At 50.8% G+C, this 16,699-nt stretch carries 16 protein-coding genes, 1 tRNA gene and 1 other RNA gene; 10 read left to right on the forward strand and 8 right to left on the reverse strand.

The window, feature by feature from the left end:
• Nucleotides 1-177: 177 nt before the first annotated feature.
• Both LKE53_00950 and LKE53_00955 read left to right on the forward strand, forming a co-directional pair.
• Nucleotides 178-798 (forward strand): DUF4867 family protein, encoded by a 621-nt coding sequence (locus LKE53_00950; GenBank protein MCH3971334.1) that lies wholly within the window; start codon nucleotides 178-180, stop codon nucleotides 796-798.
• Nucleotides 799-847: 49 nt separating this feature from the next.
• Nucleotides 848-2,335: a fucose isomerase gene (locus tag LKE53_00955; protein ID MCH3971335.1), complete on the forward strand. Its 1,488-nt coding sequence runs from the start codon at nucleotides 848-850 to the stop codon at nucleotides 2,333-2,335.
• 145 nt (nucleotides 2,336-2,480) lie between these two features.
• On the opposite strand, the gene LKE53_00960 is transcribed toward LKE53_00955, so the two are convergent.
• Nucleotides 2,481-2,557, reverse strand: a tRNA-Val gene (locus LKE53_00960).
• A 181-nt stretch (nucleotides 2,558-2,738) separates the two neighbouring features.
• On the opposite strand from LKE53_00960, the gene LKE53_00965 reads away from it, so the two are divergent.
• Nucleotides 2,739-3,593, forward strand: a complete 855-nt coding sequence (locus LKE53_00965; GenBank protein MCH3971336.1) for a patatin family protein — start codon at nucleotides 2,739-2,741, stop codon at nucleotides 3,591-3,593.
• Nucleotides 3,594-4,048: 455 nt separating this feature from the next.
• Nucleotides 4,049-4,420 carry a dinitrogenase iron-molybdenum cofactor biosynthesis protein gene (locus LKE53_00970; protein MCH3971337.1) on the forward strand — a complete coding sequence of 124 codons (372 nt, stop codon included), beginning with the start codon at nucleotides 4,049-4,051 and terminating at the stop codon, nucleotides 4,418-4,420.
• Between the two features lie 373 nt (nucleotides 4,421-4,793).
• Here LKE53_00970 and LKE53_00975 read toward each other — a convergent pair whose 3' ends face one another.
• The 6 genes from LKE53_00975 to LKE53_01000 form a co-directional block, all read right to left on the reverse strand.
• Nucleotides 4,794-5,639, reverse strand: a complete 846-nt coding sequence (locus tag LKE53_00975; protein ID MCH3971338.1) for a metal ABC transporter permease — start codon at nucleotides 5,637-5,639, stop codon at nucleotides 4,794-4,796.
• Nucleotides 5,636-6,379 carry a metal ABC transporter ATP-binding protein gene (locus LKE53_00980; GenBank protein ID MCH3971339.1) on the reverse strand — a complete coding sequence of 248 codons (744 nt, stop codon included), beginning with the start codon at nucleotides 6,377-6,379 and terminating at the stop codon, nucleotides 5,636-5,638. The genes LKE53_00975 and LKE53_00980 overlap by 4 nt, the downstream gene beginning before the upstream one ends.
• A gap of 24 nt (nucleotides 6,380-6,403) precedes the next feature.
• Entirely contained in the window at nucleotides 6,404-7,297 is an 894-nt protein-coding gene (locus LKE53_00985) for a metal ABC transporter substrate-binding protein (GenBank protein MCH3971340.1), read from the reverse strand.
• 131 nt (nucleotides 7,298-7,428) lie between these two features.
• Nucleotides 7,429-7,781: RNase P RNA component class A (gene rnpB / locus LKE53_00990), an RNA gene on the reverse strand.
• Between the two features lie 209 nt (nucleotides 7,782-7,990).
• Nucleotides 7,991-8,506, reverse strand: coding sequence for a YcxB family protein (locus LKE53_00995; protein MCH3971341.1), 516 nt, complete (start codon nucleotides 8,504-8,506; stop codon nucleotides 7,991-7,993).
• Between the two features lie 26 nt (nucleotides 8,507-8,532).
• Nucleotides 8,533-9,975 carry a nicotinate phosphoribosyltransferase gene (locus LKE53_01000; protein MCH3971342.1) on the reverse strand — a complete coding sequence of 481 codons (1,443 nt, stop codon included), beginning with the start codon at nucleotides 9,973-9,975 and terminating at the stop codon, nucleotides 8,533-8,535.
• Nucleotides 9,976-10,387: 412 nt separating this feature from the next.
• Here LKE53_01000 and LKE53_01005 point away from each other — a divergent pair, with 412 nt between their 5' ends.
• The 4 genes from LKE53_01005 to LKE53_01020 all read left to right on the forward strand — a co-directional run bounded on the left by LKE53_01005 (nucleotide 10,388) and on the right by LKE53_01020 (nucleotide 12,709).
• Nucleotides 10,388-10,645, forward strand: a complete 258-nt coding sequence (locus LKE53_01005; GenBank protein MCH3971343.1) for a helix-turn-helix domain-containing protein — start codon at nucleotides 10,388-10,390, stop codon at nucleotides 10,643-10,645.
• A gap of 180 nt (nucleotides 10,646-10,825) precedes the next feature.
• Nucleotides 10,826-11,257, forward strand: coding sequence for a GNAT family N-acetyltransferase (locus tag LKE53_01010; protein MCH3971344.1), 432 nt, complete (start codon nucleotides 10,826-10,828; stop codon nucleotides 11,255-11,257).
• Between the two features lie 151 nt (nucleotides 11,258-11,408).
• The gene (locus LKE53_01015; GenBank protein MCH3971345.1) at nucleotides 11,409-12,035 is read left to right on the forward strand and encodes a TrkA family potassium uptake protein; all 627 of its coding nucleotides are present in this window, start codon (nucleotides 11,409-11,411) and stop codon (nucleotides 12,033-12,035) included.
• Between the two features lie 11 nt (nucleotides 12,036-12,046).
• Nucleotides 12,047-12,709: a TrkA family potassium uptake protein gene (locus LKE53_01020; GenBank protein ID MCH3971346.1), complete on the forward strand. Its 663-nt coding sequence runs from the start codon at nucleotides 12,047-12,049 to the stop codon at nucleotides 12,707-12,709.
• A gap of 113 nt (nucleotides 12,710-12,822) precedes the next feature.
• Here the strand turns inward: LKE53_01020 and LKE53_01025 are convergent, their stop codons facing one another.
• Nucleotides 12,823-14,202 (reverse strand): cation transport protein, encoded by a 1,380-nt coding sequence (locus LKE53_01025; GenBank protein MCH3971347.1) that lies wholly within the window; start codon nucleotides 14,200-14,202, stop codon nucleotides 12,823-12,825.
• Between the two features lie 300 nt (nucleotides 14,203-14,502).
• Here LKE53_01025 and sufC point away from each other — a divergent pair, with 300 nt between their 5' ends.
• Entirely contained in the window at nucleotides 14,503-15,258 is a 756-nt protein-coding gene (gene sufC / locus LKE53_01030; GenBank protein MCH3971348.1) for a Fe-S cluster assembly ATPase SufC, read from the forward strand.
• Nucleotides 15,255-16,667: a Fe-S cluster assembly protein SufB gene (gene sufB, locus LKE53_01035; GenBank protein ID MCH3971349.1), complete on the forward strand. Its 1,413-nt coding sequence runs from the start codon at nucleotides 15,255-15,257 to the stop codon at nucleotides 16,665-16,667. The genes sufC and sufB overlap by 4 nt, the downstream gene beginning before the upstream one ends.
• Nucleotides 16,668-16,699: the final 32 nt, after the last annotated feature.

The raw sequence follows: 16,699 nt of genomic DNA on the forward strand, positions 1-16,699 counted from the left end.
CTTGTGTACGTGCACATCATAGTATTACTATAGAATAGGATTATGGATTTGTCAACCAAAAAGTTTTCAGTAATTAGCAAAATTTCTGTTGACATTCTGCAAGTTTCATGATAGGTTATAAGAAGTAAAGAAAATGTGCCCGTGCACATTTATGCACCACAAAAATAGGAGGACGAAATGAAAATTCAAAGAATTGACACCCCGGCGTTTGTCCCTTACGGCCGGGTCATTCGGGGCTTTTCCTGTGCTGCTCTGCAGCAGGTCATGGAAAAGCTGCCTGCACCGGAAAGTGTGATTTACCAGCCCTCTGTTCCGGCACTGGAAGAGCTGCCGATTGCAAAAGAAATCAGCCAGCGGCTTTACGGCGGTCTGCCGGTACAGGTGGGCTGCTGCAACGGCGAAAACCGGAAATTGGATGCTGTGGAGTATCACCGCAGCAGCGAAATCAATTACGCCGCGACCGACCTAGTTCTTCTGCTGGGTAAAGAACAGGAAGTAGACCCCGTGACGTTTCACTATGACACCGCGAAAATGCAGGCGTTTTTAGTGCCTGCGGGCACCTTGCTGGAAGTGTACGCGACAACCCTGCACTATGCGCCTTGCCGCGCGGACGGAAAATTCCGCTGTATGGTCGCCTTGCCAAAGGGCACAAATGAACCGCTGCCTTTTGCGCCGCAGCAGACCGGCGAGGACGCTTTGCTTTTTGCCTGCAACAAATGGCTGATTGCGCACCCGGAAAGCGGCCTGCAGAAAGACGGCGCGTTCATTGGCTTGACCGGAAGCAACCTGTCTGTGTAAAGTAAAAATTATTTATGTAACAATAAAATTTAATTTGGAGGTTTTCGTTATGCAGAATATCCCACAGGTAAAACTTGGCCTGATCGCGGTCAGCCGCGACTGTTTCATCGTTTCCCTTTCCGAGCGCCGCCGCGCCGCGGTTGTTGCTGCCTGCAGCAAAAAGGGCGTTGAAATTTACGAAGCAAAGACCGTTGTCGAAAACGAAAAGGACGCACAAAAGGCAGTACAGGAAGTACAGGCACAGGGATGTAACGCGCTCTGTGTGTTTTTGGGCAACTTTGGTCCTGAAACACCGGAAACATTGATTGCAAAATTCTTTGACGGGCCGGTCATGTATGCTGCGGCAGCGGAAGAATCCGGCAAAGACCTGATCAATGGCCGCGGCGATGCTTTCTGCGGTATGCTCAACTGCTCCTATAATCTGGGCCTGCGGCATCAGCGTGCCTATATTCCGGATTACCCGGTCGGCACTGCAGAAGAAGTCGCCAATATGATTGCGGATTTTGTTCCGGTTGCACGCACAGTGCTGGGGCTTGCTTCTTTAAAGATTATTACCTTTGGTCCGCGCCCACAGGATTTCTTTGCCTGCAATGCGCCAATTAAGCCCCTGTATGACCTGGGTGTTGAAATTCAGGAAAACAGCGAACTGGACCTGCTGGTTGCTTACCGCGCTCATGCCAAAGATTCCCGTATTCCGGCTGTCGTGGACGACATGGCCAAAGAGCTGGGTGCGGGCAATCAGTTCCCGGACCTGCTGCCCCGCATGGCGCAGTTTGAGCTGACTCTGCTGGATTGGGCAGAAGAAAACAAGGGCTCCAGAAAGTATGTCGCTTTTGCTGATAAATGCTGGCCTGCCTTCCCGAAAGAATTTGGCTTTGAGCCCTGCTATGTCAACAGCCGCATGAATACCCGTGGAATTCCAGTTGCGTGTGAAGTGGATATCTACGGTGCTTTGTCCGAGTATATCGGCATGTGTGCAACAGGCGATACCGTTACCCTGCTGGATATCAACAACTCGGTGCCTGCAGATCTGTTTGCAAAAGAAATTCAGCCGCAGTATCCGCAGTATACCCTGAAAGATACATTTATGGGCTTCCACTGCGGCAATACGCCGAGCTGCAAACTGTGTGCCGGCCGTGCTGTGAAATATCAGCTGATTCAAAACCGCCTGCTCGAAAACGGCGGCACGCCGGACTTTACGCGCGGCACGCTGGAGGGCAGCATCGTCCCCGGCGACATTACGTTTTACCGCCTGCACGGCACTGCCGACGGCAAGCTGCAGGCGTACACAGCACAGGGCGAAATCCTGCCGGCAGACCCCTGCAGCTTTGGCGGCATAGGTGTATTCGCTATTCCGGAAATGGGCCGCTTCTACCGCCACGTGCTGCTGCAGAAACACTATCCGCACCATGGCGCGGTGGCGTTCCAGCACTGCGGCAAGACGCTGTTCCGCGTATTCCAGTATCTTGGCGTACAGGATATTGCCTACAATCAGCCGATTGGTGTGCGCTATCCGGACGAAAACCCATTTGACTAAAAACACGGTACAATCAATATAGAAAGGCCTGTGCGGCTGTATTCGCAGCTGCACAGGCCTTTTGTCTGTATCAAAAAAGAATCACAGAAGATAAAAAAGAACCCCGAAAAGCGGCTTTTGCCGTTGCTTTCCGGGGCTTACTGTTTGGTGGACGTTACAGGACTCGAACCTGTGACCTTCCGCACGTCAAGCGGATGCTCTAGCCAGCTGAGCTAAACGTCCAAATCAATCCATACTTTAACAGCGCTTGATTATTATACTGCACTGCGCAAAAAAAAGCAAGTATTTTTTTAGCACTTGGCGGAATTTGGCGTCACCTTGTTTTTCGCTGCGGCTTCCTTTATAATAGACCATAGTTTGATTTTTTTGTAACAATAAGGCAAGCAATGGAGGGATACGCTTTATGCCTACAGGTTTGGTGTTGGAAGGCGGGGGCCTGCGCGGTGTTTACACTGCAGGAGTGCTGGATGAATTTATGAAGAATAAAATTTCCTTTCCGTCTGTATATGCGGTTTCTGCCGGGGCGTGCTGTTCGCTCAGCTACCTTTCTGGGCAGTATGAGCGAAATAAGGATATTTTTTACCATTATGTTCCGGATGACCGCTATGTCAGTTTTAAAAACATGAGGGAAACAGGCTCCCTTTTTGGTTTTAATTTCATTTTCGGGGAGCTGTTTCACAAACTCAATCCGTTTGATTATGAGGCGTTCCGCAAGTCTTCCGTGCGTCTGATGATCGGCGTAACGGATCTGCTTACCGGAAAGGAAGCGTACTTTACCAACAGCGATATGGACGAAAACTTTTTGCCGGTGCAGGCCTCCAGTTCGCTGCCGTTTTGGTCGCCGATTGTCTGGATTAACGGCCGGCCTTATATGGATGGCGGCCTTGCCGCGCCGGTGCCGTATGAGCGCTCGATTCAGGATGGCAACGGCCGCAATGTCGTGGTGCTGACACGCGACCTTTCTTACCGCAAGCGCTTTGCACCGGATTATCCGCGCGGGATGATTCATGTACATTACCGTGACTACCCGAATTTTGTCAAGACACTGGAGCGCCGGGGGTACCTTTACAACCGCCAGATGGCCTTTATCCGCCAGCAGGAGCGCGCCGGAAACATGGTGGTCATTCGCCCAAGCTCACCTATCAATCTGGGGCGCTGCGAGAAAGATGCGCAAAAACTGCTGAAAGTGTATTATCTGGGCCGGCGTGATGCCGCGGCCCGCATTTCGGCCGTCAAAGCGCTGACTGCAAAAAAATAAAGAAAGAACCAAAGACGGGGAGCCGCAGATACCACTCCTTCCGTCTTTTCTTTTACAAGCGGTGAAGAGAGCAGCCCTGTTTCCAATAGACAGTGCATGATTTGTAAATTTTTGGTTTGCTTTTGTGCCGGTTTTGCAGCCGGGTATTCACCGCTTTTCATAAAAGACAGAGAGCATGAAAGTATCCTTTTGTGGGGAATCCCGTAGAGCAGCGGACTCCCTTGACTTTTACAGGGGATTCTGTTATGCTTGCATGGTAAGAGAAATACAGAGTTTTCCAGATTAGGGAGAAAATTAAGCAGCCTTTTGCCGCAAAATGGCTGCCCCTGCGAGTGGAAAAATTTGTTTTTCAATGCGGCTCTATACACCTGCCGACAGCCGCTGCGGCTGTTTTTCTGTGTGGAAAATACAGGAAAACATAAGACTGCCGGACGACAAAACGGAGGAAAGAACAAATGAAAATTGCGGTACCTTATGATGAAAACGGAATGGTTTTTCAGCACTTTGGGCATACCCAGACTTTTAAGATTTATACGACCAATGAAAAGGACATATACTCGTCTGCACTGCTGGAAACCAACGGCAGCGGCCACGGCGCACTGGCCCTTCTGCTGAAGCAGAACAATGTGGATGTTCTGATTTGCGGCGGCATTGGCGGCGGCGCAAAGACTGCGCTTGCTAAAGTCAATATTGTAGTTTATCCCGGTGTCAATGGCAGCGCGGACCAGTCGGTGCAGGCTTTGTTAAACGGCACCTTGCTTTACAATGCCAATGCGCAGTGCCAGCATCACAGCGGCCAAACCTGCGGTGAGCACAAGTGCCTGTAAGACAAAACGAGAAGGACAGAGTTTCCCTTTTCCTGTGCTTCTAAAAAAGTGCTGCTTTTGCGCAGACCCAGCCCAAAAATTCTATAAAAACAACTACCCGCCGAAAGAACTTTTTTCGGCGGGTAGTTTTGTGTGAGGCTATGCTTATTCTGCAAAGCGGATAAAATCTGTAAAGGGAGATGTGATGGACATACTGAATAAGGTTTTCCCGTTTTCGACGGGACGGTTGTCCGTTTCAATTCTCAGCCAACTATGTGTATTATCGGGTAAACAAGGGTTATATCGAGTGTTTCGCATCGAATTTTGCCGTACATAAATGCCGCACATCTGTTTTGGCAGGCCGTTTTGTATTTTGTGCGGCTTTGTGCAGGCTTCAGGCACGCTCAGCCCGCCGTCCTAAGAAGAAAGAAATAAAGAAAATAACGGCGGAAACCAGTACAATCGTGCCGCCGGCAGCTGTGCCTGCGTAGTAGCTGAGAATCAGGCCGGAAACACCCGAAAATAGACTGATGCCGATCGACCAGAAGTGATAGCTGCGCATAGAGCGGGCTAGGTTGCGCGCCGCTGCGGCCGGCAGCACCAGCAGGGAATTGATGAGCAGAATGCCGACCCACTTAATGGTACTGGTCACCAAAATGGCAATTAGCAGCACAAAGATGTTTTGCAGCAGCTTGACCGGTATGTTTTTACTGGCGGCAAGGTCCGCGTTGATACTGGTCAGCAGAAATTTATTAAAGAAGAAAACCCACAGCAGAATCACCGCGACCAGCAGCACCGCCAGCATAAGAATCTCTTTTGGTTGTACGGTCAGAATATCGCCGATTAAATAGCCAGAGTATTTTGCAAAGCCGCCTGTTGCCGAGAGCAGCACAATGCCCAGCGCCATACCCACCGAAGAAAATACGCTGATAATGGTGTCTGCACTGGAGGTGCCGCTGCCGATAACTGCCGAAATGCCCAGTGCAAACAGCAGGGCAAAACCCATCATCGAGAGCAGGTAATTGTCGGTGCCCAGCAGCACGCCGATTGCAATGCCCGTCAGGGCAGAGTGCCCCAGTGCATCGCTAAAGAAAGACAGCTTGTTGTTGACAATCATAGTGCCTACCAGCCCAAACAGGGGGGTAATCAGCAGAATAGCCAGCAGAGCGTTTTTCATATAGGCAAATTCTGTCCAGTCAAAGGGCAGAATTGTATCGATAAAAGCATAAATATAACTCAATGTCCGCTGCCTCCTGCCAATTTCAGGCCGAATGTTTCCTGTACGGCGTCTGTACGCATAACCTGGTCGACCGGGCCGCTGACAATGACCGTGTGATTAATCAGTGCAGCGCGGGTTGCGTATTTCAGTACATGCGAAAGGTCGTGCGACACCAAAATAATCGGCATTGCGTGCTGTTTGCGCATGTGCGTTACCAAATCGTAAAACAGCTCAATGCCGCGCCGGTCAACTGCAGAAACCGGTTCGTCCAGCAGCAGCAGGTCAGGCATGGGCGTCAGCGCAAAAGCCAGCAGCACGCGCTGCAGTTCACCGCCAGAGAGCGCCCCCAGCCGCTTTGGCAGCAGGTCAGGTGAGCCGCCCACTTTCTGCAGCATCTTTGCGGCAAGGTCTTTCTGTTCTTTGCGGTGGCCAAGCCAAACCGGAAAGCGGGTCAGGTTTGCGCTGAGCATATCCAGCACAGTGACCGGCGTTGCCCGGTCAAAGACAAGGTTTTGCGGCACATAGCCAATATGCGGGTCTTTGAGCACGCTGCCGTCTGCGCTGTGAAAAGTGATGGTGCCTGTATACGGCAGGCGCCCCAGCAGCGCTTTCAGCAGTGTGCTTTTTCCGGCACCGTTTTGGCCTATCAGGGCCATAATTTCGCCGTGGTGTACATCTAAATTGACATCGTGCAAAATCTGTGCACCGTGCCGGCGAACGCCGAGGCTGCGGATTTGTGTACTGCATTTGCAGGATTCCATAAAAATTCCTCCTTTTGTCCGCTTTTACGCCAATGCTTTTTTCAGGGTAGCCGCATTCTTTTTCATTGCGTCTAGGTAAGCGTTGGGGTCGTCTTTTCCGGTTACGGCGGGGTCCAGCGTATAAAAAGCTGCGCCGCTTTCCGTGGAAATAATCTGTGCTGCGGACTGCTCGTATTGGGGTTCGGCAAAGACAGCCTTGACACCGCTTTTGCGAATCATGTGGATAGTTTGGGCCAGTTCTTTGGCGCTCGGCTGACTGTCGGGTTCCCGCTGTACAGTCTGGACAATGTGTAGATTAAATTCTTTCGCGAAATAGGGAAATGCCTCGTGAAAGGTGATGATGTTTCGGTTTGGCAAAGAGTCCAGTTCAGCGTGCATCTGCGTGCGCAGGGTGCGCAGCTTGTCTAGGTATGTGTTTGCGTTGGCTTTGTACTGCGCCGCGTGGGCGGAGTCGGCTTTTTCCAGACCAGCAGCAATCGCCTGTACCTGCTGCATACAGCTGCTGATGCTGACCCACATGTGCGGGTTTGTCTCGCCGGTGTTGTCTGTAATGCGTGTGACGCCGGTGCTACTGTCTAGTACCTTTAGCTTTGGCAGCTGGTCAGTCACGCGGGTCATAAAGGACTCCATACCGGCGCCGTTGATAATAAAAAGCTGTGCCTGCGAAAGGGCCTGCATGTCTGAGCTTTGCAGCTGATAATCATGCAGGCAGCCGGTCTGCTGGCCGGTCATGTTGGTGACTTCCACGCCTTGTATACCATTTGTAATATTTATGGTCATAATATACACAGGGTAAAAAGAAGCCACAATACGAAACGTAGATTTGTCAGCAGAGCGGCGTGCACAGCCGGAAAATACGCTAAGAATACAGGCTGCCGCCAAACACAGGGCAGTCAATTTTTTCATAAAATGCTTCATGCTTTCCTCCGGCCTTTCTAAATGCAAATAGTTTGCATTACCGAGTATAGCACCGCAAACGGGACTTGTCAAGAAAAGCGGCAAATATGGGCAAGAAAAAACAGCTGCCGGGAAAATCCCAAACAGCTGTATGTGTGACCAAACCTGTAAGCCGGGTTCTGTTGCAGACGACCATCTATCTTGGCCGGGCGTTGCCGCCACGGCTCGATGCCACCTTCTCGGGACGCGCCGGGCCGGCGCTGTGTGTCCCTCTGCGGTGTTGCTCCGGATAGGGTTTGCAGAGCCGCCAAGTCTCCTTGGCGCTGGTGAGCTCTTGCCTCGCCGTTCCATCCTTACCGCGGTAAAAACCGCGGCGGTTGTTTTCTGTTGCACTTTCCCTGGGGTCGCCCCCGGCGGCTGTTAGCCGTTATCCTTGCCCTGTGGAGCCCGGACTTTCCTCGGAAGTTCGCTTTCGCAAATCCCCCGCGGCCGTCCAGTTTGCTCACAGTTATTTTATTATAGAAGAATCTGTCGATTCCGTCAAGTCGGGAATTCCACTCAGGCAGACGTACAGCAGTTTTTCAGCCCGATTTTCTAAAAATCGCTGCTGTGGCCAGCTTTCGTGTATTTTAAAATTTTTAAAATCTTTTCGCTTTGGCATGAAAAATCCCTGCCGGGAAGCAAAGCTGCTTTCGCGGCAGGGACAGAAAAAATTTATCGGTAGGTGTATTTGGCATAGGGGCATCTTTGCCGGATAAACTGCTGAAAATTCCCCATGTCACCCAGCAGAAAGCCGTTTTTCGCTACAACAATGGCAACCGAGTGCTTGACAACTAAGAGAATCATGTTTTTGGTTTCACAAATCTGCGTAATTTGTGCGTAGTCAAAATATGATTCGCCTTTATTAGAGGAAATCAAATGAATGCGGTCGGAAAATTCAGTTGTCACTTCCCGCGGTCTGCCGTTGTTTAGCAGCAGCTGCTGATTGTATCCACGCTTAATCAGTACACCGCGCAGAATGGACGGATAGCAAAACATAAAAACAGAGAAGAGTGTAAAAAAGAGGAACCAACCCATTTTGCCAATCATCACATAAATGACAGCAAATACCGCCAAAACGACTGCGCAGATGAGAATGATCGCCTGCACGCTTTTGCGAAAAGTGGATTTTACATATTCTCGGTAACATTCCTCAGAGCAGATAATATGGTTAGCAAAATAAAGATTCATCTTGTTTCCTTTCAGGTATAGCAAGATTAGTAGGTGTAATTGTCCAGCATTTTCTGTTTAATATCCCACAGCGAATGGCTCAGGTCCACATAGTAGCGATGCGGGTTGTCAAAGCGCAGCACTTCGTCCCACAAAGTGCCGACCTGCTTTGCGCAGGAATCCTGCAGCTGTTTTAAGGTCTTTTCTTTGGCAAGGCACTTGCCGTGGTCAAAAATCTTTTCCCGCAGCGGCACAGCGCGGAAGTTGGTGATCGTTTTGCGCTTCCAGACATGAATCGGGTCAAAAATTTCATAGGGCTTTGAGTCGTCAATGACCTCATCGTGCAGGGTCACCACGTCGGCAATTGCTTTGCTGGTGGTGCGGTCGTACAGGCGCCACAGCTTTTTAAAGCAGGGGGTGGTGATCTTTGTCACGTTTTCGCTGACCTTGATTTTAGGAATAATGCGGCCGCTTTTGTCTTCTACAGCAGAAAGCTTGTAGACGCCGCCAAAAACCGGGTGGCTGCTGCTGGTAATCAGGCGTTCGCCTACGCCGAAAGAGTCGACCGGCGCACCCTGAATGAGCATGTCCTGAATAAGATGTTCGTCTAGTGAGTTGCTTGCGCAGATTTTGCAGTCCGGGAAGCCGGCATCATCCAGCATTTTGCGGGCCTTTTTCGCCAGGTAGGTGATGTCGCCGCTGTCAATGCGGATGCCCGCCGGGCGGTAGCCGCGCGGCAGAACTTCTTCATTAAAGGTCTTAATCGCATTCGGTACACCGGATTTCAGTACATTATAGGTATCTACCAATAGCGTGCAGCTGCTGGGGTACTCCCGGGCATAGGCGCGGAAAGAATCCAATTCGCTGTCAAAAAGCTGTACCCAGCTGTGTGCCATGGTGCCCATGGCTGGTACGCCGAAGTTTCGGTCGCAGATAGTGCAGGCAGTGCCGCAGCAGCCGCCGATGTATGCGGCGCGTGCACCCAGCATAGCGCCGTCGGCGCCCTGTGCTCTGCGTGAGCCAAATTCCATGACGGGCCGGCCCTGCGCTGCACGTACAATGCGGTTTGCTTTGGTCGCAATCAAGCTTTCGTGGTTAATGGTCAAAAGAATCATGGTTTCAACAAACTGTGCCTGTATGACCGGCCCGCGCACGGTGATAATCGGCTCGCCCGGGAAAATCGGCGTGCCCTCTGGTACAGCCCACACGTCACAGCTGAAGTCGAGGTGGGCCAGGTACTGCAGAAAATCTTCACTGAAAATTTTGCAGCCGCGCAGGTAAGCAATATCCTCCGGCTCAAAATGCAGATTATTCAGGTAGTCTACCACCTGCTGTACGCCGGCCATAATGGCAAAGCCGCCGTTGTCCGGCACTTCGCGGAAAAACATATCGAAATAGGCAATACAGTCTTTCAGGCCGTTGTCAAAGTAGCCGTTTGCCATTGTAATCTCATAGAAGTCTGTCAGCATGGTCAAATTCGTTTTTTCCATGATGTTTTCCTTTCCTACATCCCGGTTGATAAAAGTTTTTTGTCACTGCAGCCCATGGTTGCAACATACTATAAGAAGGAGAGTGACGATGCTCCTATTATAGCAAAAACAAACAGGAATAACAAATATAAATTCTTGTTTTGGCCAAAGGCTGTGCACTGTAGCAAATATGACTGTATTTGTCTGCTTTGCTATAGAAAAAGACGGAATATCGACTTTTATTTGTGCAAATTATTTAGGACTTTTTGTGTTTTCCTTGCAATGAGATAAAAATTCGATTATACTATAATCAATGAAATAAAAAGCAGCTGTTTTCCTGTACACTTTTTGTGCAAAAAGCTGCTTATCTGCGGCTGCCTGGCGGCCGCAGGCATACCCGATAATCTGTGCTGGAAATAGGAGATGAACCAAGTTGAGATTACGCAAGCAGGCGCTGGGCAGCCGAAATCTGGTAGGTGCCCGCGTAGAGGCAACTCGTAAAAGCGAAGGAATGAAACAAAAGGAACTGCTGGCCCAGTTGCAGGTGCAGGGAGTAGATATGAATGCTTCCGGCCTTTCTAAGTTGGAAGGGCAGCTGCGCTATGTGACAGACTATGAGCTGGTAGCGCTTGCCAAAGTCTTTAATGTTTCGGTTGACTGGCTGCTGGGGCTGAAAGACGCAAAACCCTGAAAAAGGGATTGCGGCGGTTTCACCGGTCAGGTATTCCGGCGTGGTTTCTGTTTTTCAGGGCTGCTGTGGTGCCCCGCTTCTGTTTGGGAGCGGGGCATTTTTGACGCCCCGCTCCCAAAGCCCGCTTGTGCCCCTTTTCAGAATGTGCTATACTCACCCATGGCAGAGGGGAGCAGAGCAGTGAAAATACAGTATACAAAAAATGATTTACAGGTAAAGGAATATGAATCCCTGCGTGCGCAGGTGGGCTGGCAGCCCTTTAGTGCGCGGCAGTCGCTTTTGGCGCTGCAAAACAGCCTGCTTGTGCTGTGTGCCCGCGACGAAGCGGGAAAGCCGGTGGGCATGGGGCGCATTGTCGGCGACAGCGCAACCATTTGTTATGTGCAGGATTTAATTGTGGTGCCGGCATACCGGCGGCGGCACCTTGGCACTGCCCTCATCGAACAGCTGAAAGACTACGTGCGTTCGCTGACCGAGGGGGACGAAACCATGCGACTGTGCCTGATGTGTGCAGTGGGCCGCGAGGCATTTTATGAAAGCTGTGGTTTTGTGGCCCGTCCCACGCCAAACCTTGGCCCGGGCATGATTTGCCTGCTGAAAACAAGCCGATAAGAATTGCCGGAAAATGGTCTTGCCATTTTTGAACAACTGTGCTATGATAGTGGCGCTCTCATAATAGCAAAATAAAGCACTGGGCCTATGCTCGGTGTTTTTTTGATATTACCGATTGTTTTTTTAAGTGTCAGAGAGGATGCATAAAGGAATGAATGTTTTGGTAATCGGGTGCGGCCGCTTGGGCGCCCGCCTGGCGGCCATGCTGGATGAGCGCGGCCACGAGGTCGTAGTGGTAGATGAGTCCCCCGGAATGCTGGAGCGCCTGCCGGATGGTTTCAATGGGCAGACAATCACAGGTATGCCGATGGATATGTCTGTGCTGAAAAGTGCCGGCATAGAAAATTGTGATGCCGTAGCGGTTGTTACGCCGGATGACAACCTGAATATTACAATTTCTCAGGTTGCGCGTCAGTTCTTTCACATTGACAATGTCGTTGCGCGTATCAGCGACCCCATGCGCGAGCGCGTCTTTGCTGCATTTGGTCTGCATACCGTTTGCCCCACTAAGATGGCCTGCGTCACGCTTTACAATGCGCTGACAGAGCCGTGGGAAAACCGAGAGCTGACTTTTGGCTCAGCGACTGCGTCTTTCCGCGTGTGCGAGGTGGACCACAGCTGCTATGGAAAGTCACTGGAAGAGGTGCCTCGCTACCCGGGCGAGACCGCTTTTGCCATTGTACATCCCAATGGGCGGCTGGAACTGGCACACGCCGGCCAAGAGTTCCTAACGGTCAACGAAGGTGACCATGTCGTCATGGCATCGGTTGTGGATTAGGGGGCAGAAAGATGAATATTGTAATTTTAGGCGGCGGCAAATTGGGCCGTCAGCTGGCGCGCAATATGCTGGACCGCAAATATACAGTCCACCTGATCGAGAAAAACAAACTGCGCTGTATGAACCTTGCCAACGAACTGGATATTGAAATCATTTACGGCGATGGCACCGAGCTTGAGGTGCTTGAGCGTGCTCAGACACGAAATGCAGACTGCTTTCTTGCCGTGGGCGGCAGCGACCAGGACAATCTGGTTGCCTGCCAGCTTGCCCGTAAGGAATTCGGTGTACAAAAGGTAATTGCCCGTGCAAATGACCCGCGCAATCTGCCGGTTCTACGTACATTAGGTGCGGAAATTGTCGTGAGCAGTACGGAAATTATTACAAATTTGATTGAGCAGGAAGTCGATATGGCCGAAATGCGCATGCTGGCGACCCTGAATAAAGGCCGTGCTGCGATTTGTGCGGTTACCCTGCCCGAAAAGACACGCCTGAAAGGCGTTGCACTGAAAAATTTGGATCTGCCCAACGGCTCTCTGGTGATTTCTGTAGTGCGTGGGGAAAAGATGGTCGTACCAAACGGCGAAACAATTTTTCAGCCGGGTGATGAAATCATCGCTGTCTGCGAGGGTTCTTCTCAAAAGAAGCTGCAGTCGCTGATGACTGCAGCGGAATGATTCTATACATCTTAATAGAGCTGCTTATACAAAAGCTGCCGCAGAGAGCTTCTCTGCGGCAGCTTTTTATTTGCCTTTTTCTGCTTTGGCACAGGCTGAAAAACCGGTGCGCCTCAGCCAACGATAATTTTCCCTTCCGGCAGAACACTGGAAGTGTGTACATGACCGTGCTTAATCGAGACAGCCAGCCCGAGGGAAAGCGGACCGACACGCCCGATGTACATTGTCAAAATGATAGCGATACGGGAGATAACCGAGAGCCGCGGGGTCAGGCTCGCGCTCAGACCGACGGTGGCAAAGGCACTGGTCGCTTCGTACAGGGCGTCCAAACCATTTACATTTGGTGTTGTAGAAGTGATAATGCCCGTGACAATCAAAATCAGCAGCATGGCAAAACCGGTGATGGCAAGTGCACGGTAAACTGTGAATTTATCGATGCGGCGGTGATTAAAAGTTGCCTCATCTTTTCCGCGCAGTACGGAATGTACCGAGCAGATCAGTACCAGGGCGGTTGTGGTTTTAATACCGCCGCCGGTAGAGCCCGGCGCCGCGCCGATAAACATGAGGATAACAGAAAAGATTTTCGTAAAATCGTATTCTTTTGCGATATCAATGGAGGCAAAGCCGGCGGTGCGGGGTGAAACAGACTGCAGCAGCGCGGCATTTAGCTTTGCTCCGAAATTCGGCAGGGCGGCCAGCGTATTTCCGTACTCAAGCGCCATAAAGACAACGGTGCCGATGACGATGAGCAGAGAAGCCATTAAAATAACAATGCGTGCATGAAAGCTGAGCGGCCGGCGCGTCTCGTGGTGCAGCGTCGGCTGTATTTTGGTGTGATAAATATTGCTGATGACGACAAAACCAAGACCGCCTACAACAATCAGTGCATCAATCGTCAGGCACACCAGCGGGTCGGCCGCATAGGGAATCAGGTTGCCGTTTCTCATCACAGCACCCAAAATATCAAATCCGGCGTTGCAGTAAGCAGAGACTGCCAGAAAGACCGAAACCCAAATACCGTGCAGGCCCATTTGCGGCAGAAAGCGAATCATCAGAATCAGTGCACCGATGGCTTCACAGCTGAAAGTGAACTTCAGAATAATACGGATAAAACCGCCGATGTCGCTGCTGTCGCCGTTGGTGTTTTCTACGGCCAGCTCCATGTTGCGCAGGCCGAGCTTTTTGCGCATCATCAGGGTAAACCCGGTCGTAAAAGTAACCAGCCCCAGGCCGCCGATTTGTATAAGAACCAGAACAATAACCTGCCCGAGCGCGGTCCAGTGCCAGTAGGTGTCAAACAGCACCAGTCCCGTCACGCAAGTGGAGGAAGTGGCCGTAAAAAGAGCGTCCAGGTAAGTTGTCACTTCGCCCGGCCGTGTACAGGCCGGCAGGCACAGCAGCAGGGACCCTGTTAAAATGACAGCAGCAAAACTGATGACAATTACCCTGCCGGGCGGCACCCGGTGCATCCACATTTTTATCTTTACAAGCATTGCAAATTTCTACCTCCGTTTTCTCCTCTTCCTAATAACCAACATATAGTATCACAAACAAATGTGTTCGTACAGACCAAATTCCATATTATGGTAAATACTTCTCGACAAAAAATAAACGGGCTATTTTTTGCAGTTTGTCTGCTCAAGACTTCCTCCTTTTTGCAAAAGTTTTTAAGGAAAAGAGATAAAAAGGGAAAAACGGCTTGATTTTTTAAGGAAAGCGGGTACAATATATTATACACTAATTTAGTACATATTGAATGATTGATATATCGCATTGAGGAGTGTTTAAGGAACATGGCAGCAAATTTACTGGAAGTCAGCGACCTGCACGCAAGTGTAGACGACAATCAAATATTAAAAGGCCTGAATTTAAAAGTCGCCCCCGGCGAGACCCATGTCATTATGGGACCAAACGGCGCGGGCAAGTCTACTTTGGGCAATGTTATCCTGGGCAATCCGCAGTACCATGTGGATTCCGGCTCTATTTTCTTTGAGGGCGACGAGATTACCAAGGAACCAACCGATGCGCGTGCTCGCCGCGGTATTTTTATCTCTTTCCAGAGTCCGGAAGAAGTCCCCGGCGTTACCCTGGAGGATTTTCTGCGTGTCAGCAAGTCGGCCATTACCGGCAAGCCGCTGAAAGTCTTTGCTTTTCAGAAAGAGCTGAAAAAAACAATGGAGGCGCTGAATATGGACGCCTCTTATGCACGGCGTGACTTAAATGTCGGCTTTTCCGGCGGCGAAAAGAAAAAGGCAGAAATCCTGCAGATGCTGATGCTCAAGCCAAAGCTTGCCATTTTGGACGAGACCGACTCTGGCTTGGATGTGGATGCGGTTAAAATTGTATCCGAGGGCATTCGCCGCTACAAAAATGAAAACAATTCTCTGCTAATTATTACTCATAATGCAAAGATCCTAGAGGACTTGACCATTGACTATGCCCATGTCTTAGTCGATGGCAGAATCATCCGCACCGGCGGCCCCGAGCTGGTAGATGAAATCGAGAGTGAGGGCTTCCGCCATATTGAGGAAGAGGGTGCCGCCCAATGAGCAGCCCGGTAAAAAAAGAACAGCTGCAGGAGGTAGACCGCAGCCTGTATGACTTTAAAGATGCGGTGCATCCTTCTTATGAAACGGACGCCGGCCTTACCCCCGAAATTGTGGAGCAGATCAGCCGCGAAAAAGGGGACCCCGCGTGGATGCGCGACTTTCGCCTGAAATCCCTGGAAATTTACAATAAACTTTCTGTGCCCGACTGGGGCCCGCCGCTTGATGGGCTGAACATGAAAGATATTGTTACCTATGTGCGCCCGGATACGCCTATGCGCGGCAAGTGGAGCGAAGTGCCCAAAGACATTAAAAATACTTTCGAGCGTCTGGGTATTCCAGAGGCTGAGCGCAAGTCGCTGGCCGGTGTCGGTGCACAGTACGACTCTGAAGTGGTTTATCACAATGTGCGTAAAGAAGTGGCCGAGCAGGGTGTGGTTTATACCGATATGGAAAGTGCGCTGAAAGGCGACTATGCCGATATGGTGCGTGACCGCTTTATGAAACTGGTGCCGCCCACCGACCACAAGTTTGCGGCGCTGCACGGCGCGGTCTGGTCCGGCGGTTCGTTTGTGTATGTTCCGCCGAAGGTTTCTGTTGAAATTCCGCTGCAGTCTTATTTCCGGCTGAATGCACCGGGTGCCGGGCAGTTTGAGCATACACTGATTATCGTGGACAAGGGCGCTTACCTGCACTTTATCGAGGGCTGTTCTGCCCCAAAGTACAATATCGCCAACCTGCACGCCGGCTGTGTGGAGCTGTATGTAGCAGAGGGCGCACGCCTGCGCTACTCCACTATAGAAAACTGGTCAAAGAATATGTATAACCTCAACACCAAACGTGCTTTAGTTGAAAAAGACGGCATTATGGAGTGGGTTTCCGGTTCGTTTGGTTCCCATACTTCTTATTTGTACCCCATGACTATTTTAAAGGGCGAAAATTCGCGTATGGAATTTACCGGTATTACATTTGCCGGCCAGGGCCAGCAGCTCGATACCGGCGCAAAAGTAGTTCATGCTGCGCCGCACACCAGCTCGCATATCAACACCAAGTCGATTTCCAAAGACGGCGGCGAGTGCACTTACCGCAGCGCCGTCACCATCCAAAAAAACGCGGTGGAAAGTAAATCTTCCGTTTCCTGCGAGTCCCTGATGCTCGACAGCCGTTCCCGCTCTGACACCATTCCGGCAATGGATATCCGCAATGATGACTCGGATGTCGGACACGAGGCAAAAATCGGCCGTATCAGCGATGATGCAGTGTTTTATCTGATGAGCCGCGGTATTAGTGAAGAGGATGCCCGTGCTATGATCGTCAGCGGCTTTGCAGAGCCAATTGCAAAAGAGCTGCCGGTAGAGTATGCGGTCGAGATGAACAACCTCATTAAACTGGAAATGGACAATAAACTTTGATACAGCGCGCGGCGGAAATCTGATGCGGCCGG

This window comes from Oscillospiraceae bacterium (genome assembly GCA_022483045.1).
Lineage (GTDB): Bacteria > Bacillota > Clostridia > Oscillospirales > Acutalibacteraceae > Caproicibacterium.